General features: G+C 45.9%; 24 protein-coding genes. 15 read left to right on the top strand and 9 right to left on the bottom strand.

Going from position 1 to position 20,880, the window contains the following annotated elements:
• Nucleotides 1-73: 73 nt before the first annotated feature.
• Complete coding sequence (locus ABD734_RS10150) at nt 74-1,387, bottom strand: S8 family peptidase (protein ID WP_344703952.1); 1,314 nt, start codon at nt 1,385-1,387, stop codon at nt 74-76.
• Between the two features lie 211 nt (nt 1,388-1,598).
• Between ABD734_RS10150 and ABD734_RS10145 the strand changes: the two genes are divergently transcribed.
• On the top strand, nt 1,599-2,024 hold the full coding sequence (locus tag ABD734_RS10145) for a CBS domain-containing protein (RefSeq protein ID WP_344703950.1): 426 nt from the start codon (nt 1,599-1,601) through the stop codon (nt 2,022-2,024).
• Between the two features lie 54 nt (nt 2,025-2,078).
• On the opposite strand, the gene ABD734_RS10140 is transcribed toward ABD734_RS10145, so the two are convergent.
• Nucleotides 2,079-2,588 carry a hypothetical protein gene (locus ABD734_RS10140; RefSeq protein WP_344703948.1) on the bottom strand — a complete coding sequence of 170 codons (510 nt, stop codon included), beginning with the start codon at nt 2,586-2,588 and terminating at the stop codon, nt 2,079-2,081.
• Nucleotides 2,589-2,707: 119 nt separating this feature from the next.
• Between ABD734_RS10140 and ABD734_RS10135 the strand changes: the two genes are divergently transcribed.
• The 3 genes from ABD734_RS10135 (at nt 2,708) to ABD734_RS10125 (ending at nt 4,630) form a co-directional block, all read left to right on the top strand.
• On the top strand, nt 2,708-3,652 hold the full coding sequence (locus ABD734_RS10135) for a nucleoside hydrolase (protein WP_344703946.1): 945 nt from the start codon (nt 2,708-2,710) through the stop codon (nt 3,650-3,652).
• Between the two features lie 36 nt (nt 3,653-3,688).
• Nucleotides 3,689-3,952 (top strand): hypothetical protein, encoded by a 264-nt coding sequence (locus ABD734_RS10130; RefSeq protein WP_344703944.1) that lies wholly within the window; start codon nt 3,689-3,691, stop codon nt 3,950-3,952.
• A 216-nt stretch (nt 3,953-4,168) separates the two neighbouring features.
• A complete protein-coding gene (locus tag ABD734_RS10125; RefSeq protein WP_344703942.1) occupies nt 4,169-4,630 on the top strand; it encodes a hypothetical protein in 462 nt (153 codons plus the stop codon).
• Between the two features lie 29 nt (nt 4,631-4,659).
• Here ABD734_RS10125 and ABD734_RS10120 read toward each other — a convergent pair whose 3' ends face one another.
• Together ABD734_RS10120 and ABD734_RS10115 are read right to left on the bottom strand one after the other, a co-directional pair.
• Complete coding sequence (locus tag ABD734_RS10120) at nt 4,660-4,968, bottom strand: monooxygenase (RefSeq protein WP_344703940.1); 309 nt, start codon at nt 4,966-4,968, stop codon at nt 4,660-4,662.
• Between the two features lie 69 nt (nt 4,969-5,037).
• Nucleotides 5,038-5,289 carry a hypothetical protein gene (locus ABD734_RS10115; RefSeq protein ID WP_344703938.1) on the bottom strand — a complete coding sequence of 84 codons (252 nt, stop codon included), beginning with the start codon at nt 5,287-5,289 and terminating at the stop codon, nt 5,038-5,040.
• Nucleotides 5,290-5,512: 223 nt separating this feature from the next.
• Here ABD734_RS10115 and ABD734_RS10110 point away from each other — a divergent pair, with 223 nt between their 5' ends.
• From ABD734_RS10110 to ABD734_RS10085, 6 genes are all read left to right on the top strand, one after another.
• Complete coding sequence (locus ABD734_RS10110) at nt 5,513-5,944, top strand: RDD family protein (RefSeq protein ID WP_344703936.1); 432 nt, start codon at nt 5,513-5,515, stop codon at nt 5,942-5,944.
• Nucleotides 5,945-6,065: 121 nt separating this feature from the next.
• Nucleotides 6,066-6,944, top strand: a complete 879-nt coding sequence (locus tag ABD734_RS10105; RefSeq protein ID WP_344703934.1) for a LysR family transcriptional regulator — start codon at nt 6,066-6,068, stop codon at nt 6,942-6,944.
• Between the two features lie 118 nt (nt 6,945-7,062).
• Nucleotides 7,063-7,596 (top strand): acyl-CoA thioesterase, encoded by a 534-nt coding sequence (locus ABD734_RS10100; RefSeq protein WP_344703932.1) that lies wholly within the window; start codon nt 7,063-7,065, stop codon nt 7,594-7,596.
• Complete coding sequence (locus ABD734_RS10095; protein ID WP_344703930.1) at nt 7,596-7,958, top strand: hypothetical protein; 363 nt, start codon at nt 7,596-7,598, stop codon at nt 7,956-7,958. Before ABD734_RS10100 ends, ABD734_RS10095 begins: the two co-directional genes overlap by 1 nt.
• Nucleotides 7,959-8,146: 188 nt before the next feature.
• A complete protein-coding gene (locus ABD734_RS10090) occupies nt 8,147-8,659 on the top strand; it encodes a hypothetical protein (RefSeq protein ID WP_344703928.1) in 513 nt (170 codons plus the stop codon).
• Nucleotides 8,660-8,745: 86 nt separating this feature from the next.
• A complete protein-coding gene (locus ABD734_RS10085) occupies nt 8,746-9,264 on the top strand; it encodes a hypothetical protein (protein WP_344703926.1) in 519 nt (172 codons plus the stop codon).
• 37 nt (nt 9,265-9,301) lie between these two features.
• Here the strand turns inward: ABD734_RS10085 and ABD734_RS10080 are convergent, their stop codons facing one another.
• Complete coding sequence (locus tag ABD734_RS10080) at nt 9,302-10,171, bottom strand: YsnF/AvaK domain-containing protein (protein ID WP_344703924.1); 870 nt, start codon at nt 10,169-10,171, stop codon at nt 9,302-9,304.
• Nucleotides 10,172-10,336: 165 nt separating this feature from the next.
• Between ABD734_RS10080 and ABD734_RS10075 the strand changes: the two genes are divergently transcribed.
• The 5 genes from ABD734_RS10075 (at nt 10,337) to ABD734_RS10055 (ending at nt 17,512) form a co-directional block, all read left to right on the top strand.
• Nucleotides 10,337-11,956 carry a glycosyltransferase gene (locus tag ABD734_RS10075; protein ID WP_344703922.1) on the top strand — a complete coding sequence of 540 codons (1,620 nt, stop codon included), beginning with the start codon at nt 10,337-10,339 and terminating at the stop codon, nt 11,954-11,956.
• Complete coding sequence (locus ABD734_RS10070; protein WP_344703920.1) at nt 11,943-14,078, top strand: bifunctional glycosyltransferase/CDP-glycerol:glycerophosphate glycerophosphotransferase; 2,136 nt, start codon at nt 11,943-11,945, stop codon at nt 14,076-14,078. Before ABD734_RS10075 ends, ABD734_RS10070 begins: the two co-directional genes overlap by 14 nt.
• A gap of 234 nt (nt 14,079-14,312) precedes the next feature.
• A complete protein-coding gene (locus tag ABD734_RS10065) occupies nt 14,313-14,564 on the top strand; it encodes a GlsB/YeaQ/YmgE family stress response membrane protein (protein ID WP_344703918.1) in 252 nt (83 codons plus the stop codon).
• Between the two features lie 120 nt (nt 14,565-14,684).
• The gene (locus ABD734_RS10060) at nt 14,685-15,377 is read left to right on the top strand and encodes a copper homeostasis protein CutC (protein WP_344703916.1); all 693 of its coding nucleotides are present in this window, start codon (nt 14,685-14,687) and stop codon (nt 15,375-15,377) included.
• Nucleotides 15,378-15,631: 254 nt separating this feature from the next.
• Nucleotides 15,632-17,512 carry a glycosyltransferase gene (locus tag ABD734_RS10055; RefSeq protein WP_344703914.1) on the top strand — a complete coding sequence of 627 codons (1,881 nt, stop codon included), beginning with the start codon at nt 15,632-15,634 and terminating at the stop codon, nt 17,510-17,512.
• Between the two features lie 93 nt (nt 17,513-17,605).
• Here ABD734_RS10055 and ABD734_RS10050 read toward each other — a convergent pair whose 3' ends face one another.
• From ABD734_RS10050 to ABD734_RS10035, 4 genes are all read right to left on the bottom strand, one after another.
• A complete protein-coding gene (locus ABD734_RS10050; RefSeq protein ID WP_344703912.1) occupies nt 17,606-18,778 on the bottom strand; it encodes an NAD(P)/FAD-dependent oxidoreductase in 1,173 nt (390 codons plus the stop codon).
• Nucleotides 18,771-19,103 carry a (2Fe-2S)-binding protein gene (locus tag ABD734_RS10045; protein ID WP_344703910.1) on the bottom strand — a complete coding sequence of 111 codons (333 nt, stop codon included), beginning with the start codon at nt 19,101-19,103 and terminating at the stop codon, nt 18,771-18,773. The genes ABD734_RS10050 and ABD734_RS10045 overlap by 8 nt, the downstream gene beginning before the upstream one ends.
• Entirely contained in the window at nt 19,100-19,366 is a 267-nt protein-coding gene (locus tag ABD734_RS10040) for a (2Fe-2S)-binding protein (protein ID WP_344703909.1), read from the bottom strand. Before ABD734_RS10040 ends, ABD734_RS10045 begins: the two co-directional genes overlap by 4 nt.
• Before the next feature lie 91 nt (nt 19,367-19,457).
• Complete coding sequence (locus ABD734_RS10035) at nt 19,458-20,822, bottom strand: sigma-54 interaction domain-containing protein (RefSeq protein WP_344703908.1); 1,365 nt, start codon at nt 20,820-20,822, stop codon at nt 19,458-19,460.
• Nucleotides 20,823-20,880 lie beyond the last annotated feature (58 nt).

Genomic DNA, 20,880 nt, shown 5'->3' with positions numbered 1-20,880 from the left:
CTTATTTGTAGATACGACAAAGCCGGTTGAGAGTACCCTCAACCGGCTTTATTTTAATATCATAATATGCGCTTTAGGCTGGACCAGTATCCGGCACTGGTGCCTTCATATCCTTCTGATAGCGTATGGCCGCATCGACCGTCCTTTGGGCATTGATGTAGCCCCACTGGTGATTGAAGACAGGTTCACCGATGACTTGCAGGATGCTTTTGACATCATTCGGGCTCAAGTTCGGGTTTGCTTCCAGCATCAAGGCGATGACGCCTGCACAGATCGGCGTCGCCATGGAGGTGCCGGACATCTGGACATAATGTTCGCCGATGATCTGATCGGCGAGTTCCGTCTCGGTGGTCGACCCGGGCGCGAGAAGCGAGATGATGTTGGTGCCCGGCGCGTAGATATCCGGTTTGATGAATTGGTCGATTGTTGGGCCACGGCTAGAATACTCCGCAATTTCATCGTCGGTCCGCTCTAGGGTGTCCTGGTCATCTGCTGCACCGACGGTGATGACGAAGGGGTTGATGGCCGGGGTGCCGATGGTTGATGGGGTCGGGCCACTGTTGCCGGCGGCAGCGCAGACGATGAGGCCTGAGTGCCACGCTTCCTGCACCGCGAGCGACAATGGATCCAGCCGGAAGGATTCTTGGGCAGGCGCCCCTAAAGAGAGGGACAGTATATCGATGCCATGGATGTCTTTGTAGTCGACACACCACTCGATGCCCTGGATGATGCTTGAGAGGCTACCCCCTCCACCCTCGTCAAGCACTTTGACACCAACCAGGGATGCTTCCGGGGCTGGCCCGATGTACTTGCCGTTCGACATCGCCCCATTGCCTGCAGCATCTCCGGCACAATGCGTGCCGTGTCCATTGTCGTCATACGGTTCAGTCTCGCCGTTGATGACATCGTGGAATGCAATGATGCGGTTACTTGGCGTCGTCAGATCCTCATGGGGATGGATGCCCGTGTCGAGCACAGCGATGGTCACCCCGGCACCGCTGATCTGAAGTCTTTCCCTGATGGCGGCAGTACCAATTTGTTCATTGGTGATGTCGAGGTAGGCGGAGACGGGCCGGTCGTAATAGATGCGTTCAACGGCTGTATGATCTTTGATTTCCTTTATCTTCTTCGGAGTAAGCTGACCTTTTACACTGTTGATGAGGCGCATTTCCTGATCGAGATGGCTATGGACATCTTCACCGCATTGTTTGAGCAGCTGATCCATCTCCTCATTGGCGGTGTCCTGTCTGCAACGGATGATGATCGGAATCTTTTCGGTGCGTGCCGTGCGGTACGTCTTCCTTTCGCTTTGGCGCAGCTGTTCAATGAGTGCGGGATCCAGCCGACTGTCATTTTCTTCGAACCAGACTCTTTTACGTTCACTCATGTCATTGGCCTCCTTTAATCATATTGATGGGGCGTTGCTGTCACTCTTTTGGCGCTTGAAGGTGCTCTTACTATACTAAATTTCCTTTAAGGTTTTATTTAAACATTTAGAATATTGTGGATATTAATGTAATGATTAAGGTCTGCTTCTTGCGGGTACTAGATATATGTAAGATGAATGTAATATTAAGATTGAATAGGAGGCATTATTGATGCAAGTCAAAGAAATCATGACGACTGAAATCGAAACATGCGGACCTGAAACGACAGTACAGCAAGTGGCATCCAAAATGATGGAACTCGATGTCGGGAGCATCCCTGTCACTGAAGACGGCAATCTGCGCGGCATCATCACAGACCGTGACTTGGTCATCCGCGGCATTGCGTCCCAATTTTCATTGGAGACGCCGATCAACCGTATCCTGTCTTCAAGCTTCGTCACCGGCACACCGGATATGGACGTTGAAGAAGCAGCCAACATCATGGCCCAGGAACAGGTACGCCGCCTGCCGATTATAGAGGACAACAAAGTAGTCGGCATCGTCGCATTAGGGGATGTTGCGGTGGATGAAGAAGATCCAGAGGATTCCGAAGAAGCACTTGAAGAAATCTCCAAACCGGCAGAGCCGGACAAATAGAAGAAGTAAAAAAGTTCCGGAGCATTCAGCTCCGGAACTTTTTTATGCGCACCATTAGAAATCGAATGATTCAAAGTGAATATCAGCACCCCTATTGCGGTTGTCGTATTGGCCAAGCAGATCGTCATCCGGCGATATGAACTTGACCATCGGCAAGTTCTTGGCGGAACTGTCGAAGAGGATGCCACTTGTACCTTCACGGACCGATTCACCGACGCCCTGAAGTTTTCCTTCGGCCGCGGATCTATCGAGTTCATTGATTTTATCGCTGACCACTATATGAATGAGTGTATAATCCTCGTCTTGTGGCTCGATTGATTCGACGAACGGGTTATGGGCGATGCCGTCAAACTTTTCCTCCAGTGCTTTTTTCTGCTCGTCAGTTACCGTCACTTTTGGTTCTTCAGCGGATGAATCCTTTTCAGTTGTTTCCGAAGATCCACTGGCTTCAACAGATTCCGAAGTTTCATTCTGATCCTTGGATCCTGAAGATTCACTGTCCTCACCACATGCCGAGAGAACTGCCATGGAGAAGATCAGTGCCGTAATGAATAAGCGTTTCATAACTTTCAGATGCTCCTTTTATAATAGATATATCAGCTTTATTTTAGCATATTCCAGACGTTCCAGGCTCGTCTGACCCCTACCGCTTCTGCTATAATGGCGTAAAAAGGAGGGCTTTCATGAAGAAGGTGATTATGGATGTCGATACGGGAATTGATGACGCGCTGGCCATCATGTACGGCTTGGAAAGTGATGCGCTAGAATTTTTGGGCATCACAACAGTGGACGGAAATGTGCCACTTGATATGGTCAACCGCAATACTTTGAAGGTGCTGAGCATGTTGGGGCGGGAAGATGTGCCGGTCTTCTCCGGTGCCGCGGGTCCTTTGATGAAACCGTCCCGGCATGTGCATCATATACATGGGGAGGATGGCCTTGGTGGCGCGCTCATAGACTATCCGTACGAAAATATGTGCGAGGCGCAATTTGCACCTGACTTCATCGTGGAGGCAGCCAGGCATCATCCGGGGGAAGTGACGCTGATTGCGGTGGGGCCGCTGACGAATGTTGCACTGGCATTCAAACAGGAACCGCTGCTTGGCGAGCTATTGAAGGAAGTCGTCATCATGGGTGGCATCGTATCGAGAGCCGGTCAGGGCAACAGTGGACCGAACTCGGAGTTCAATATATTCACGGATGCCGAAGCGGCGCGCATCGTCATCCATGGTGGCGCGAATGTTACGCTCGTTGGTTTGGATGTCACAAAACAAGCTGTGCTGACAGCCCGCGACATTGAGACGCTTAAGGGCAGTAAGTATTACGACTTCATCAAGCAGTCGACTGAAATCTACCGCACCTTCAGCATGGATAAGTTCGGACTCGATGGCTGCGCGCTGCACGATCCATTGGCGGTCGGTTTCGCTTTGAACCGTGGATTCCTTAGGACCGAGCACCACTATGTCGATGTCGATACCGTCAGTCCATTGAATTACGGCCAGACCGTCTGCGACTTCGGTGGTTTATGGGGCGAGGAACCGAATGTCAATGTCAGCCTTGAAGTTGACAGTGCTAGATTTGTCGAGGACTTTTTGAATGTGATGAAAAATGCGTCAGGTAAAATATGACGCAAGAATTGATGTCAGATAGGGGGAGGGAATATCATGGCATATATCATTCCTCTGCTGCTGGGAATCATTGTTTATCTGTTGTATACGAATTCAAAATTGAATGGTGAGGTCAGGCGGCTTAAGAGTGGACAGGAGAAATTCATTACGGCAGATGGCGAAGGCCACCCTGTCGATCATGAACTGCGCCGGATGGTCAGGGAAGGCGAGGAGATCAAAGCCATCAAGAAAGCCCGGCAGACACTCGGCTTATCGTTGGTTGAAGGTAAACAATATGTCGATCGGCTGAAGCGGGAGTAACATGACTATGCACTTCTCATGATGTTTTATGGGCTGGATGAGAAAGCGCGTCTGTGACGACAAACAGAATAATACATCAGGCTAAACCGACGCTAGAGGAGCAATTTATTTTCTCCTAATAGGATTAGATATACAAAATATGGGTAATATGATGTATATTACATATATTGTGTTTTTTCTATGAACATACGAGTACGGAAGCAAAGGGGTGCATCCATGAAGATGAACTGGGGGAAGGTACGGTCGAATGCACAGCGGGTGGCAGTCAGGATGGATAAAGTCAGGAAGTATAATGCCGGGCAGGTAAAGTGGCTTGCAGGCGGCACTTTCTCGGCTGTCAAAAAAGCGGCTTCCCGGATCTATAGAGGGGGTCAGCATAAGATAGCGGTGGCGCGGGCACGCGAGGAGGCCCGTTGCGTATATTACCGACAGTTCCCGAGCGACAGGCTGGTGAAGATGTATCTGCTGAGTGAACACATGCTCCATATGGGGACCATCAAACGCGTGATGGAAGAGCGTGGATACAAGTATGACTCGCGGCATGATCGGTTTGTCCCGCATGAGCCTGTCAAGGTGCGGGAGCAGATGGCGCTTGATATGAAAAGGCGGGGAGAAATGGATACATATGAAGCCGTCGAAGCGGCAGTGTTTGAGCAGCGCGGGCTTAAAAAACCATAAAAAAAGAAGACCGGTATGGTCTTCTTTTTTTATGGTGCAAGCGGTCCGCCGTTGATGGTAGTGAGCGGTTCATTGACATTGAAGATTTTGCCGTTGACCGAGTCGATGCCGAATGAACGGAGCCGTTCGGTATGCATCTTCAGATAGGCCTCTGCCGCCTCTTGCGTGTCGAAGAGGTAGATGCCGCCAGCTTCCTTCTCTTTTGCGTTCTCCGTCCAGATCTTCCAGAGGAACCCAGGTTCCTCATTGATGCTCTCGGCAAGATCTCTGAACCCTTCGGCCATATCTTCGCCGAAAGGGCCGTCCATTTCGAAATCAACCTGCAGTATGACTGCCATTTCATCACGCCTCCCTTTATCTATATCTATCTCTTTCCACTATAATGGATATAGAGGGGTGTTGTCCGCTTACATGCCTATAGTCGTGCGCGCGGTGGCGAGCTTGCCGCTGAGGGACGGGCGGACCGTCTCCAGCATGAAACTGACTTCATCTTTTATCTCGTCGACATCTTTTGGTTCAGGGGGTTCACCGAGTATCAGCGTGGCGATCAGATAGGCGATGCCTGAGAGGATGATTGCCACTCCAATGAGTCCGAGGCAGCCAAGGAGTAGGGCGGACCTGCTGCCTTCATGATTTTGTCGATTGTTTTTCTCAGCCATACGTTTCCTCCATTCTTATAAAGGCAGATGCTGCCCGGCAGCTCCATATACATATAGAGTATTTTAACACATGCGACGGTGGCACGTTAACCCACCGGTGGGGGGCTACTGACCATTCAACCTTATTTAATGTGGCGAAAATCAGGAGAATGCACAGTCAGACATGCATTACATTACCGGGCAGTGCTACAATAGGGAAAGAAAAATATTTTGAGGTGAAAAAATGTCCAATCCAGCAGGATTTTGGGTGCGGCTCGGGGCACGGGTGCTTGACGCGCTGCTTGTCGGCATGGTGGTCGGCACAATCCTATTTGTTTTCCAAGTCGATACATCAAGCGCGAGTGCCCAGACGGGTGAAAGCATCGCAGGGTTAGCGTATTTCATTCTGCTGCCTGTCTATTTCTACGGGTACACAATCGCTAAACGCGTGCTGAATATACGGGTCGTCAAAGTGGACGGTTCAAAAGCCGGGCTGTTGCCGATGATCATACGCGAAGTGCTCGGGTTCTTCATCTACAGCGTGACGTTCGGTCTCGCAGCCATTGCGTCAGCCATTATGGTCAGTGTGCGTAAGGACAAGCGGTCGATCCATGATCTGCTTGCCGGCACTTATGTCACTTTTGACGAACCGGAAGCATTCAAACAAATGTCATAGAATGCGTTGAAGTCTGCCGCTGTTGCGGTAGGCTTTTTTATGTATCTGGCTATTTGTCTTTCACATTTGAACGAAACCGCTGTATAATTGTGCCAATGAAACCCTAGGGGAGGAAAAATCCATGGACATCAAGCATATGCGCTATTTCACGGCCATCGTCAAGCATGGCAGCATGACTGAGGCAGCACATCAACTCTACATATCCCAGCCGACGATCAGCAAGGCGATCAATGATGTTGAAGCGGAACTCGGTGTGCGGCTGTTCAATCGGAACCGCAAGCAGTTTGAACTGACGGATGCCGGCCAGATGTTCTATGACCAGTCTGAAGAGATACTCCGCATGCATGAAGCACTGGCATATGACCTGAAAAACATGGTCGGTGTACAGCACGGGCACATCCGTATCGGCCTGCCGCCGATCATGGATGTCAGCCCGTTGATGGCGATCATGAAGACGTTCCACGACAAATATCCGAAGATCACCTACCAGCTGATTGAAAGCGGCAGTGGCACAATCGAACAGCGCCTCAGGCAATATGATATCGACATCGGCATTACCGTACTGCCGACTGAAGGTGCTGATTTTGATGCCTTCACTTTCCTGTCTGAAACATTGTGCCTGGTCGTCCATCCGAACCATCCATTGGCTGAGTGTAGCAACGTCGGGCTTGACTCACTCAAAGATTCGGATTTCATCATGTTCAACGAAGACTTCTATCTGAATGAAATCATAACTTCGGCATGCAAAAATGCAGGCTTTACCCCGAAGGTGATCGCAAAGACTTCACAATGGCATTTCATCGAAGAGATGATCCAGTCGGAGCTTGGGGTGTGCATATTACCTCAGAGCGTGGCGCAGCTGCTAGGCGCGCCGTCGGTGGCGGTCGAGATAACAGAACCTGTCATGCGTTGGCGCCTTGGCATCATCTGGAACCGGGACCGCTACATGAACTTCATCACAAAAGAGTGGCTGAAGCACTTCCAGGAGACGTTTGCCTGATTAAAGGGACCGCTTTCATCGTTTTAGGCTATATGCGACATTTAATAAAACTATTGTTCAGAAAGGGTTTTCAGGTTCTACAATGGAATCATCAGTAAGACGAAAGGTGATTTCTTAAATGGTTGAATATAAAAATCCGAAAGACAGCAAAGTCATCAGCATCGATCAGGTATTTGCGAATGACTTGAACAACTACGATACACTGTTCGGCGGCGTGCTGATGAAGCGCATCGACAACGTCGCCTCACTTGCCGCAAGGCGCCACGCGCGGGTAAGGGAATGCGTGACGGCATCCATCGACTCAATCGACTTTCTGCGCCCGATCACGCAATCTGAATCGGTATGCATAGAAGCATTCGTGTCATCGACCGGCAACCGCAGCATGGAAATCTTCTGTAAAGTGATCACGGAAGATCTGGTGACAGAAGAACGCAACGTCGCAGCAACAGCTTTTCTGACATTCGTGGCACTCGATGAGGAGACGAAACGGCCCATTCCGGTACCTGGCATCATACCGGAGACGGACGAGGAGAAGTACTTGTACGAGTCCAACAAGAAGCGGACGGCCATGCGCAAGGACCGTCGCATACACAGCAAGGAACTGACGACGAAGATCAGTGTCGACAAACCATGGGATGAGGTGAACCGATAATGTACGCGAGCAGAAAAACAATACGTGAGATCGAAAGAGACCTGGCGCACTTAAGCGAAAATCATCCGATCCTATACCATAGGCTTGAACACGTCACGAGCTTTGCCCGTCAGCTGCAGGTCAAATACAAGTATCTGGCCGATATGATGACAGGGGAGGCACATGAGCCAACACCGAAATTCATCAAGTCCTCTGTGCTTGATATATTGGCTGAAGAAGTGGAGAAGCTCAGGCGCGTCGAAGGATTCGAACTGTTCCTCGATATACTGAAGCAAAACCGCCATATCGATTCCCCGGAAATATTCCTGATGATACTCGGTGCGAAACCTGAAAAAGTGGTCAATAATGCCATCATAAGTTAAATGATTAAAAAGAGCGGTCCTGATCAAGGATCGCTCTTTTTTGTGGGCTTATGCTCTTACTATAAATTTACATGAGGATGATATATAATTACTTTAATATGTTGTATAATCAAAGTGAAATGCCTACCCATCATGAGCAGTACACTGAACTGCACCCGTCTCACTACAAAACCAAGGGGGGAATTGATATGATCCGGTATCATGTTGTAAATGCTTTTTTGGAAGAGCAGATCGACTGCAGGAACATCAATGAACTGATGGCTCTTGAAAACAAGCTCCCTGGGGAGGAAGGCTGCTTCATCGACAGTGTACTCTCTTTTCTCGCGACCCCTACAGATCGCCGTCTGGAATGGGACCTGACTGCCCATTGTTTTGGCAGCTGTGTCATCAATATGTCCAAAGTAGGCATCTATGCGTTACTGGATGATGGGATAACCGCCATACATACGCCGCTCCTAAAGCAGTTCGGCAGCATCGCCGAGTGGCAGATGGTAAGCTACTCATTTGATGATATACAGACGCTCGATATGGAAAAGCTCGACCGTGATGATCTGGCGGACAAGGAGTCAGGCGTGCTGTTCATGAAAGTGACTAATGAAAAGCGCCAGATCCGCAACTATACATTGCGTAACTTGAACCCTGCCCACCTCGAGCAATTCCAGCGTCTGCAGATGATACGCCAAGCCAGTCGCATGAACTAGTTGGCAGCGGAACTATTAATACATTTTAAAATATGTCTAAACATGGTATATTTCTGATATGAAATAAGAGAGGTAGGAACCGCAACATGATCCATTATAATCTTGTCAATGAATATTTTAATGATATAGAATTGCCAAAATCCATGACAGAAGTCGTCGGTGCTTCATATGAATTGGAAGGAAAGGAACTGGATTTCATCACTGAAGCCAACAATTTCCTGGAACATGAGCCGGTCTTTGGTTCATACCAGAAGAAGGACGCCCATTGCCTGGGCACCTGTCTGATCAATTTGACACGTACCGGGCTCTACTTCCTGCTTGAGGATGAAATAATGGTGGTTCATCGTTCCATCTTAAAGGAAGGAAAAGGAGAAGCCGATTGGGAGATCAGTCATTTCCATTTTACTGAAATCCAGGAACTGGACCACGAAGTGATGGATGGTTTGGCTGAATCCAAATACGAATCCGGAGCATTATTCTTAAGGGTTCTAAATGAAAAAGGTGCAGTCCGCAACCATACGTTTCGCAATATGAATCCTAGTCACTTCCAATGCTTCGAGGATTTCCACGTAGCCATCAAAAACAACAGGACGATATCAAAATGATAACTGAAAACCCAGGCCTAAAAGCCTGGGTTTTTTTCTATCTTCTGTAGTCCCCATCGGTTTTTGGAAGGTTTTTGGTAACATCAGCCTCTTCGTAGCGCGCGGGTTCCCGGATGTGTGCCACATCTTCGACAGTCTGTTTGCGGATGACGATCTCTTCAGTCACGACACGCTCCTTGATGACCCGAACGCGTTCTTCGGTGATGGGGATGCGTTCGACGCCAGCTTCTTTCGCCACTTCATAGGTCTCAGCTAATGGGCTGCCCTCCACTGGAATGCGTTCGACCGTGACCTCCTCGCGATTGACGGGTACATCGAACTCCTCCATCCGTATGTTCGTAGACTTATTGACCTCGACTTCGCCTGTTTGGACCGTTTCCTTGTTAATATCCACACGTTCTTCTCGCAGCTCAATGGTCTCCTCATCGTGATCTGGAGAAGTAGTGCGTGCTTCTGCCTGTCGATCTTTGGCGAAGCGCGCCTCCCTTTTACGTTTGTCATTTCCATTGCTTGTCCAATAGCTGTATTCACTGTCTGATGGATCGATGTAATCGGCTTTGTCCGCATCATGGAAGAAACCGCCCTTGACGGGATCCGGCTCATCTATATGGAGGAGCAGCTTGCCGTCCATCAGTGCCTGCCGGTATTCTGCCTGCTGGGCTTCACTCAAGCGGAGGCTGTTCATCGCCTGGGTCTCCGGGTCTTCATCCGCAAACCATGAAACGATACGGTCCCACGTGTCCACCTCCGTACTCCGCTGTTTGACGCCGAGGTGATCAAATGCCCGCTCACCGGGATCATCCTTGGTGATGACCGTCATGCGTGCCTCATCGACACCCTTTAGTTTCAGGTGTTCTATGCGTCCGAGCAGATCCCGCTCATTCGAAAAAGATTCTATAATCGCCATCTGTAATTCCCCCCGTTCCTGATCATTTGGGCAGTGATGCCCCAGTCAGTAGACTAATACCCATGGCACACGCCGCTAAACGGTGGAAGGCATGGGCACGAATAATGTATAATAGATTAAGCATCGTAGATACATTTATCATGGACTAGAATAGGAATGATAAAGATGAAACCTAAAATTATTTTTTTACTTAACTCTGTAGATCTCAATCGAGGGGGGTTGACCCATGCTTCCTTAAGGCAGGCGAGCACTTTTGCGGATGCGGGATACGACACAGATATATTGACTTTCAGGTACGAACCTCGTTTTCCGGAAATAGTCCGTAAGTTAAAAGAGAAAAATAAAGTGAGTAGGAATGTGCGTATACGTAGCTTGTTTGATGAACGGGCGGGCTATCAAGATGAAAAAATAAAAACAGATGGTATAAAGGTGAATATATCCGACTATGAAAAAGAGTTTAGAGTCTCCAAACGCAACTCCCGTAATGCATATCGTCTATATAGAGAAGGCAAGTATGAGAAATACATTTCTTTGAGGAGCGATGACACACTCGATTTTATAGATTATTTCAACAGCGAAGGCAATCGTACACACAGGGAACATTATAACTATTATGGAGATATGACCCGGGTAAAGTATTACAGCCTCGAAGAGAATAAAATGAAGAAAGATGTCTTCTTGGATAAAGATGGTAACAGCTTTTTGATTATGTGGTGGAACCCTGAAACAGAGGAGAGGGTAGATGTCATAAGCCTTGCGAAAAATCATATGATCTTATCTGAGACTGACGGTGATACTAATCAACATAAGACAGAGTGGTTGAAAGAGGTGGTAGAGGAAACGAAAATTCCACCAGTTCTGATCTCAGATACGCGTTCTACCGATGAATTACTTATACGGTTAGGGAATACTGAAACGAAGCGTGTCATCCGTCCTCACTCGAATCATCTCAAAAATCCTGATGATCCTGAATCGGAACTGAATATCCGGAACAGATCTGCTATAAAAAATATAGATAAAGTGGATGCACTTGTCGTGTTGACTGAGAAGCAGAAGATGGATATTGCCAAACGTTTTGGCCATGAAGAAAAGATTCATGTCATTCCAAATTACTATGAAGCACGTCATGGTGAAAAAACAATAAAAACATTAATTAGTGCAACCATCAGAGAGGCTAAAAATGTCCTTCGAGGCAGGCGGCTTTCCTTGAAGCGTGACATGATGAAAGTAGTGATCATTTCTAGATTTTCAAGTATTAAAAATATTGATCATATAATCAGAGCATTCAAAAATGTTGTGGAAGTTTTACCAAAAGCTCAACTTGAGATTTGGGGTGGAGGCAATAAAAAGAAGGATTACCTTCATTTAGTCGATGACCTCGAACTCAAAGAAAATGTTTCCATTAAAGGATATACTCAAAATCCCGAAAAAGTCTACCAGTCTGGTGCGCTTTCTGCCGTCACATCTAAAGCTGAAGGTTTTTCCCTCTCAGTAATGGAAAGTATGGTCAATGAAACGCCTGTCATCAGTTACGATATCCGTTATGGACCCTCGGACATGATTGATGATGGAAAAAACGGTTATCTAATTGAAAAGGGAGATATTGTCACATTATCCGAACGAATGATATCAATGCTTAAAAATCCTGAGAAAACGAGGCAGATGGGTAGGGAAGCAAGAAATAAAATGGATGAAAAATTCGATATTAATAGTTACCGGGAAAAATGGTTTACTTTAGTAGATGAGTTAATGAAACAGGACGAAAGTCGAGGTGCTAGAAAATAAAATGATTTCAATCATCACGCCAGCAGAAAATAATGAAAATTATATTAATGAAACTCTTGAATCGATTCATAAGCAAACATATACAGATTATGAGGTGCTGATCCTTCATTCAGATATAGATGCCCTTAAAAGGGCAACTGGAGAAAAATATACAGAAGATGAGCGTTTTAAATTCGTAGAGGTCAAACATGATCTTAAAGTAGGTAGAGCACGTAATATAGGAATTGATATGGCTCGGGGAGATTATATTTATTTCTTGGATAGCGACGATTATATTTCAGAGAATATGCTGCAGCTACTGTCAGAAAATATAGGACAACATCCCATTATCAGAGCGAGAATGAAAAGAACCGACTTCGGTTCAAGTTTTGCCATCATCATGCCCGGTACCAATAAAGTGAGAATGTTCGGGGCTAGAAAATATAATTTGATAAGAAATCATTCCTCATTGAACTTTATGGTTTCTAAGGAATATATCAATTCATTGGGTATTAGATTTAACGAGGAAGTCATGACTTTTTCAGACCTTACATTTATGGTGCCCTTACTGGAGTCTATCGCAGTAGTACCTTACGTTAGTGAAGCAATCTACTTCAGAAGGAGAAGAAATGATCCAATCAACCATCCTTCCTTAAGACAATTGCCGGTAGAGCAGCGTATGCCTGACCTGTTTATGGTCTATAATGGTCTTAAAGAAATGGAACTGAGTGCTCAGGCAGAAAGATTTTTAGATAACACACTGCTCAACTTCTACCGTAAACACCTCGTCGTGAAGTTTAAGGATGACTCATTCATTGATGAATATTTCGATGATCTTGCTGCCAGCATCAATAAGATCAGCCCTGAATCATTGCAGAATAAAGATAGGGTTCTGTTGAATGACATTAGGGCGATACGCACTAATAAGGTCGGTATATTTAAGAGCTTGAGTAACTTCCACCATCTGCTTAGGGATATCCAAAAAGGGATCAGAACCAAAAAAGGCCGTAAAGAACTAATCTATAAACGCATATTCAACAAAATGGATATGATAGATAATCTCGTGGTGTTTGAAAGCTTTCAGGGGAAGGCCTATTCCGACAGCCCTAAATATATATATGAGTATATGCTTAAGAACAGGAAGGGCCATAAACTCGTCTGGGTCATCAACAAAGATCAGAAAATCCCCGGTAGACCTGCTACAGTGAAGCGCTTTTCACTGAAATACTATTACTATATCGCCCGGGCCAAACACATCGTGAGCAATGTACGCATGCCGAACAGCTATATAAAAAGGAAAGGCCAGATATATCTGCAGACTTGGCACGGCACGCCGCTGAAACGTCTGGCAGGCGACATGGAGGCCGTGCACATGCCGGGGACCAATGCTGTGCGCTATAAGAGGAACTTCAACAATGAAACGGATAAATGGGATTATCTCATTGCCCCGAACGCCTATTCATCAGCCATCTTCAAAAGGGCCTTCTGGTTCAACAATACAATGCTTGAAACCGGCTATCCGCGGAACGATGTGCTGACCAACGACAATAATCCGGTCATCATCCGGAGCATCAAGGAGAAGCTCGATCTGCCGAGGGATAAGAAAGTCATACTCTATGCCCCGACATGGCGGGACGATGAATATTATAAGGTGGGAAAATACAGGTTTACGCTTCAGCTCGACCTTGAACGGCTGAAGGCGCGGTTCGGCGATGAGTACATCATACTGCTCAGGATGCACTACGTCGTCGCGTCCAAGATGGACCTGACTGGCCTGGAAGGATTCGCGTATGATGTTTCTGGATATGATGATGTCAGTGAACTGTATCTCATTTCCGATATGCTCATCACCGACTACTCATCCGTCTTCTTCGATTATGCGAATTTGAAGCGGCCGATACTTTTCTTCACCTATGATTTGGAGAAATATAAGGATCAGCTGCGTGGCTTCTATATTGATATGGAAACGGAACTGCCCGGCCCGCTTCTTAAGGACAACGATGAACTTTTTGAAGCGGTGGAGAACATCGATCAGATAGTCGCCGACTATGAAGAACGGTACGAAGCATTCTATGATCGGTTCTGCAGCTGGGATGACGGCAGGGCAGCCGAGAAGGTCGTGGACATCGTGTTTGATAAGTGAGGGTGAAATCGTCAGCAGGGCATACCATCTTGGTATGCCTTTCTTTAATGTATGGAGAAGGGACCTGGCCCCGGTGATTATAAAATGCCATATTTCTAGAATATGATATATAACAGAAATGTTACTGACTGATAACAAAAATAAATTTTAGGAAATATAAGTTTGAAATTTCACCGAAGTGGTATCTAATATTTGTAATCAGTTATGATATAAAAATATTTGGAGGTTTTGATAATGGGTTGGATTATTACATTAATCGTAGGGGGCATCATCGGTTGGCTCGCTGGAGTCATCCTCGGTAAAGATGTGCCATTCGGCATCATCGGAAACATCATTGCAGGATTAGTCGGTGCCGCGATTGCGAATTCAATCGGACTGAGCTTCGGCCCAACACTTGGTGGGGTCAGCATCATCGGCGGATTGCTTGGTGCAATCATCCTTATCCTGATCGTGTCATTCGTCATGAAGGCACTGAGAAAAGCGTAGAGACGCACACAAAACCATCCCTCCGCGGGATGGTTTTTTTATACATACTACATTAAGTGAATGGTTTGAGGAGCCACAAAGCGCTCTTATTGGTATGATGATATCAACGATGATAATGAGGTGGAAAATTTGATTATAGAAGGCATCGCGGTAAATGTGCAGGATGTACAAGATTTGAATGATTTCGGGGCAGACCGCATAGAATTGTGTGCAGATATGGAGAAGGATGGCCTGACGCCAAGCACGGAACTGATCCAAGAAGCTGTAGCGCACTCCGATATCCCGGTGAATGTCATGATCCGGCCCCACGGCGACTCCTTCCATTACACGAGTGAAGATGTAGAAGAGATGCGGGCATCCATCAGAACAGTCCAAGAATGTGGCGCGGCCGGCATCGTCCTCGGATGCCTGAGGGAATCAGGCGTAATCGATGAAAGGACATTGGAAATGCTGCTAGCAGAAAGCGGCGATCTGGATGTGACGTTCCATAAGGCGTTCGATGCGGTGGACGATCAGCCGGCGGCGCTTGAAGTCATCATGCGGCATCCCAAAATCAAGACCATATTGACTTCAGGTGGACAAGGTCCTTCAGTAAAAAATATGGGAACATTGAAGGAATTGATGGCAAAAACCAGAAATGGCTTGCCTATGATCATGCCCGGGGGTGGATTGAACACGGAAAATGTTTCTCAGGTAATGGATGCACTCACTCCGGCTGCACTCCATTTCGGCACCGGCATCAGAGAAGGGCAGTCCTATGAAGGGCGCATTTCAGAAAAAAAATTACTGATGGTTAAAGATCGAGATAAATAGGGGAATGTCATAAAATTTATATATAGCCGATAAGAATGCGAATTCTGGAGTAGTTTTGTAAATTTTGATACCCTACTATCCTAGTAAATCGATAATGATTTTTTCTTTTAAATTTTTTCTTTTAAAAAAGAGATATAAGAAAAATGTTTTATGTCGGACGCGAGACTGGTAACAGATGGTGTCGAAAATAAACTTTTCAGGTATAATAAATAATAATTGCTGAGTATATACAATATCATGTGGGGTGTTATGACTTGGAAAAACTAATAAGTATCGTAGTTCCAGTATATAATAAGGCGAAATACCTTCATCAATGTCTTGATTCTTTAATAAATCTTGATATAGACAAAGAAATGATAGAAGTAATATGTGTAGATGACCTATCAAGTGATGGATCACTTGAAATAATGAATAATTATTCTAGGGAGCATGAATTTATAAAAATAATCCCATTAGAAGAAAATTCTGGGAGTCCTTCCTATCCGAGAAATATAGGATTTGAGAAAGCTAAAGGAAAATACTTGGCACTTTTAGATGCAGACGACTGGTTGGATAGTAAAGGATTTCCTAAACTTCTGTTTCAAATGGAAGAAAATGGGGCGGATATCGGCTTTGGTCAAAGTTATAAACATACTAACAAAGGTATTACTAAATTGGCTACTTTCACATCCTATAAAAATGAGAACCAATTAGTTCCATATGAGATAGATAAAATATTTAGGGCAGTAGGCCCGCCCGGGAAAATCTTTAAACGTTCTGTAGTAATAGATAATGATATAAAATTCGAACACATGTTGTTTGGCGAAGATAAGTTGTTTTTCACAGAGCTTATATCGAAGTGTAGGAATGCTTCCATGACGGACGAGTCAGTATATCACGTCAATCGTCACGCAGAAAATGTGTCTTTGGTCAGAGGTACAAGCATTCTTGAAAAAGCAGTAATTAATTTAACCTTGCTGAGAAAAATAATGAAGCTTGATATACCTAAATCAGCCAAAAACTCAATACTTTCCCGAATTGTCGAAGTTGATTTTATACGTCGTTTCTTCCACACTAAAACTTTTCTCGTCAGCTTAGAAAAAGACAAATATTATAAGATTTTTGAAGAAGTTATTCAAACCTTTTCGGAAAATGGCCTCAATATCGAAGATTATATTGAGATAAATAGATTTAAAAATATTTATCATCTATTTAACACTAATAAAACAAATCTGGAAGAGTATCTTGAACATTTGATTATAGAAGGACGGAAAAGTTTTTATATTGATAATGGTGTGATTCATCAGAGATTTCCATCTAAGTTTTCTGGACTTAAAGATGTTACGTCGGAATGCTTCGCCGTTTATGGAGGCAGCCATTATCTTAATAACGATTTTTACGAAATAATCCATATCTATAAAGAACCGCAGGTTGATATCAATGAAGTGTCCATGTCAAAAATATCCGATGAATCGACGCAGCAAGGTATAGAATATAAAATAGAGGATAACAAAATCTATATACGAACCAATGATTTAAAATTCGATGGAAATCCAGAAATCAACTTGCGGATTAAATACGATGGTTTTAAGTCGATATTGGTAAACTCCTCGCTTCCAAACGCGAGTGAGGATTACCAGCAAAAGAGACAAAATTTTAAAGTTGAATTTAAACAAAGATCCGAAAAATCTTTGAGACCAGCTGACAATTATATTACTGTGCTACCTCAGTATATAGTTGTAGTAAAAGATATAAATACTTATCTTGATGAAGATTTCAAAAATATATCGCCAAAAAGATTGAAAGTGGGGACACGTATTTCAATTGCCGATACTGTCAAATCTCAACGTGGTACACCGAGGCTTAAAACTAAGGAAGGGTACATCATTTCAGCTAATAAGAAACTTGTGAAAGAGCTAACTGATGACTTGGTCGATGGCTATGTCTTCGAAGTTCCGAAAGAAGTAAGAGTAATTAAAAAATGCAAACTATACGAATCAGTTTCTTTTAAAACCGACCCCTTGAAGACGTTGGAACCAGGAGAAACAATGAAGGTCAATAATATAGTATACACAAGAAAACTGACTCCAAGATTAGAAGTGGGAGAGAACGTTTATATGACAGCGAATTTAGATTATGTAGAAGTGATATATTAATACTAATTTAATCAGATCATCGCTTGTACTTTGCGAGAGAGTAGCCTCATCATTGAAAGAGCGGGCAGGCCTGAATCGGCCTGCCCGCTCTTTTTATTTCACATATTCAAGCCACAGGCTCTCCAGCTGTTCTTTGCCGCGGGTGAGTTCAGGATGGAACTTCACTTTAGCGTAATGGCGCTCATGATTGATCTTTTCAAGGATTGTGCGGCTGTTTGCCTCGTTCCCAAGTATTTGTGAAGCGGCCAATTCACCTTGCAGCATGGCGACTTTCGCATTTTCTATCCCTGTAATGTTGCCTGCCACATACAAATTTTCTATTTCGGTACGCATTCTGCTGTCGTGGAGAGGGACGTAGCCGCCGAGTGATTCAATGTAGACATGCTTCATATTCATTAGGGAACAAATTTCACTCAGCGGTGCGAGACCGTCGGAAATGCATACGAAATCGCACGGTATCGTCCGGCTTTTTTTCGATAAGATACGGCCCTTCGAATCGACCTCATGGACGGTGACGGATTCGACTTGTTCCTGGCCATTGATGCGTGTGACTTTCTCGCGTATGGAAATCGGCAACCCCATGGCATTTACACCGCTTTTTGGGAATAATTTGACCGCAGTCCTATGGGATGCAGGAATTTTGGCACCGAGCCGGCTGGCTGAGGCGATGAACTTCGAGGGCGCAAGTCCACCCAGTGACAACAATGTTTCAAATGCGTCCATCGGGGATTGTTCATTTAATGGGTTGTCTGGCGGCAGGCAGACTTTAGCGACCTCTATATCGGCATAGCCGAGTTCGAGGGCGATTACTAGAGACAGCGGGTTCATGCCGATGATCACCCCTCGCTCGCCCGGTGCGACCCTCTGGAAGTTGGTCAGGACTTGTGCCGCTCCGACCGTCATGACACCCGGCAGATCCCAGCCCGGCAGGGGGAATGATTTCTCACGGGCCCCTGTGGCGACGATGACGTTATATGATTCGAATGTGCCCCTAGTCGTATGGATGGTGAAATGATCTTTCTTTTCTATATTGATGACGGACGTGGATGGTTTGAAGGTCACCGAATCTTTGACGCCGTCAAAGAGCGAATCGGCGATTTCCTGGCCGTTCCACCATACATCTCGCTTTTCTTCGTAGAGCTGGCCGAGCAGCCTGCCGCCTGGATGATAATACTCGTCGATGATGAGGACGTTCTGCTCATCCTTCAATATATTTGCGGCACTCAATCCGGCAGGGCCGCTGCCGATGATTATCGTATCAAACATCGCGTTTCCCTCCCTCTGTGAGGTGCGGAAGCATGCCTTGTGACTCTACAGCCATATTTTCTTCAAGTGGTGTCATGCACGCCCGCTGATTCCAGTGGCCGTCCACCGTCACCCGGCATTCGGAACAGTGGCCGATGTTGCAGTAGAGACCGCGTGGCTTTCCGTCCTTTTCATGGCGCCTCAGCATGCGAACATCATTTGCGAGCAGGGCGGATGTCAGGCTGTCGCGACGACTGCCATACAATATCTGGCCGTTCCAACTGAACGGAATCTTGTCATCATCGATCGACCCTAGAATGGCATGGTGGGTAATCCGTCTCGTCATTCCGCTCCCCCCTCCATCAGTTCTGAAAATGAAAGCGTCCGTATCGGGGGCTGCGATTTGAGATTGATGAAGGTCGGTTCCGCACTATGGTCCCCGGTCAACTTTTCGATGAACGGACCGCATGTCCGGGAGGTGCAGAAGCCCATTCCGGCACGGGATTTCAACTTCAACTCCCGCGCGTTGGTCGCCCCTTCATCGATGATGCTCTGTAATTCCGACATGTAGATGTTCTCACATCTGCAGACGATGAAATCTTCAGTCATTTGTGATCCTCCTATCGTTTCTGTGCTTCTATACATATCAATAAGAAATAGTTGTGCCAGTCGGATTATAAAATTGGCGAAGTAACGGGTTCTATAGATTATATTTCTTTATTTTCGAGTAGAGTGTCGGCCGGCTGATGGACAGGGCTTTTGCGGTCTGCTCGATGTTGGAGCCGAACTTGTCGAGCATATGACTTAAATATTCCGACTCAGCCTGCTCGATGAATCCTTTCAATGCGGTATCGCCGTCCAGGTTCGGATAGGTGTGCGGACGCGCTTCATCCACCTCATCCAAGTACTTGAGGAAAATGTCTGGATCGAGGTGGGAGCCGCCTGAGAAGATGACGAGGCGTTCGACGATATTGATGAGTTCCCTGACATTACCCGGCCAATGGTACTCCTTCAGCAAGTTGACGAGTTGACGATCCGCGTACCGCATCTCAATGTCATATTTCTGCGAAATCTGTAGCAGATAATAGAAGAATAGGGATTCGACATCGTCGGGACGCTCTCTGAGTGGTGGAATATGTATATTGATGACATTGATGCGGTACAGCAAGTCTGACCTGAAATCATCACCCGCAAGCAGATCGGCAATCTTTCTGTTCGTTGCGGAAACCAATCTGAAGTCTGCTGCTTCTTCGACTGTGCTGCCGAGTTTGAAGTAATGCTTCTCCTGCAGGACCCTCAAGAATTTGACTTGCATATCGATGGGCATCTCACCGATTTCGTCAAGCAGCAGCGTGCCGCCCCTGGCCGCTTCTATCTTGCCTTTATTGCCTTGCTTATTCGCACCGGTAAAGGCCCCTTTTGCGTACCCGAACAGTTCGGACTCGAATAGATGTGAAGGGATCGCCCCACAGTTGATTGGGATGAACGGTTTATCTTTGAATGCAAGGTCGTGTACAGCCCGGGCGAACAATTCTTTGCCGACACCAGTTTCGCCGGTGATCAGTATGTTGGCTTTTGTTTTTGCCGCTTGGCGTATTTGATTTTTGACACCTTCGATTTGTGCACTTTTATAGACGATGCTTTTAAACGGATCTTCGGAATGGATCTTTTTGACGCTGGTCGATAGCGTCTCCACTTGGGTTTGCAGCTTCTTGATCTCTTCCTTCTGCCGCACCTCTTCGGTTACGTCGACTTCCGACACTACAGCCCCTTCCACTTGTCCATTTATGATGAGCGGCACTGATTTGATATCGACGAATATTTCCGGGGTGGCCTGATGGCCCTTCTTTTCTATGATGCGCTTATTGCGCAGCGATTGGAGGATGACGAGTTTGTCTTTATGGAACACATCGGAAATTTTAAGACCTTTGATCTCTTTTGACTGCATATTGAATATTTCTTCTGCGCGCTTGCTGAAATAGATGATTTCCTCATTTTTGTTGATGATGGTAAAGGAATGATGATGGAAGTTGATCAATTCATCAATCAAGTGCTTTTCAAACATTTTATTCATCCTTTATCAGAAATTTTAATAAATTATATGTTTCTTTACAGTTTATATT

This window comes from Salinicoccus jeotgali (genome assembly GCF_039538805.1).
In the GTDB taxonomy this organism is placed as follows: Bacteria; Bacillota; Bacilli; order Staphylococcales; family Salinicoccaceae; genus Salinicoccus; species Salinicoccus jeotgali.
This window is presented reverse-complemented; position numbering and strand designations above follow the sequence as displayed.

Coding starts and splice junctions, on each gene's coding strand:
- ABD734_RS10150 (WP_344703952.1), bottom strand. CDS start 1,387: ATGAGTGAACGTAAAAGAGTCTGGTTCGAAGAAAATGACAGTCGGCTG.
- ABD734_RS10145 (WP_344703950.1), top strand. CDS start 1,599: ATGCAAGTCAAAGAAATCATGACGACTGAAATCGAAACATGCGGACCT.
- ABD734_RS10140 (WP_344703948.1), bottom strand. CDS start 2,588: ATGAAACGCTTATTCATTACGGCACTGATCTTCTCCATGGCAGTTCTC.
- ABD734_RS10135 (WP_344703946.1), top strand. CDS start 2,708: ATGAAGAAGGTGATTATGGATGTCGATACGGGAATTGATGACGCGCTG.
- ABD734_RS10130 (WP_344703944.1), top strand. CDS start 3,689: ATGGCATATATCATTCCTCTGCTGCTGGGAATCATTGTTTATCTGTTG.
- ABD734_RS10125 (WP_344703942.1), top strand. CDS start 4,169: ATGAAGATGAACTGGGGGAAGGTACGGTCGAATGCACAGCGGGTGGCA.
- ABD734_RS10120 (WP_344703940.1), bottom strand. CDS start 4,968: ATGGCAGTCATACTGCAGGTTGATTTCGAAATGGACGGCCCTTTCGGC.
- ABD734_RS10115 (WP_344703938.1), bottom strand. CDS start 5,289: ATGGCTGAGAAAAACAATCGACAAAATCATGAAGGCAGCAGGTCCGCC.
- ABD734_RS10110 (WP_344703936.1), top strand. CDS start 5,513: ATGTCCAATCCAGCAGGATTTTGGGTGCGGCTCGGGGCACGGGTGCTT.
- ABD734_RS10105 (WP_344703934.1), top strand. CDS start 6,066: ATGGACATCAAGCATATGCGCTATTTCACGGCCATCGTCAAGCATGGC.
- ABD734_RS10100 (WP_344703932.1), top strand. CDS start 7,063: ATGGTTGAATATAAAAATCCGAAAGACAGCAAAGTCATCAGCATCGAT.
- ABD734_RS10095 (WP_344703930.1), top strand. CDS start 7,596: ATGTACGCGAGCAGAAAAACAATACGTGAGATCGAAAGAGACCTGGCG.
- ABD734_RS10090 (WP_344703928.1), top strand. CDS start 8,147: ATGATCCGGTATCATGTTGTAAATGCTTTTTTGGAAGAGCAGATCGAC.
- ABD734_RS10085 (WP_344703926.1), top strand. CDS start 8,746: ATGATCCATTATAATCTTGTCAATGAATATTTTAATGATATAGAATTG.
- ABD734_RS10080 (WP_344703924.1), bottom strand. CDS start 10,171: ATGGCGATTATAGAATCTTTTTCGAATGAGCGGGATCTGCTCGGACGC.
- ABD734_RS10075 (WP_344703922.1), top strand. CDS start 10,337: ATGAAACCTAAAATTATTTTTTTACTTAACTCTGTAGATCTCAATCGA.
- ABD734_RS10065 (WP_344703918.1), top strand. CDS start 14,313: ATGGGTTGGATTATTACATTAATCGTAGGGGGCATCATCGGTTGGCTC.
- ABD734_RS10050 (WP_344703912.1), bottom strand. CDS start 18,778: ATGTTTGATACGATAATCATCGGCAGCGGCCCTGCCGGATTGAGTGCC.
- ABD734_RS10045 (WP_344703910.1), bottom strand. CDS start 19,103: ATGACGAGACGGATTACCCACCATGCCATTCTAGGGTCGATCGATGAT.
- ABD734_RS10040 (WP_344703909.1), bottom strand. CDS start 19,366: ATGACTGAAGATTTCATCGTCTGCAGATGTGAGAACATCTACATGTCG.
- ABD734_RS10035 (WP_344703908.1), bottom strand. CDS start 20,822: ATGTTTGAAAAGCACTTGATTGATGAATTGATCAACTTCCATCATCAT.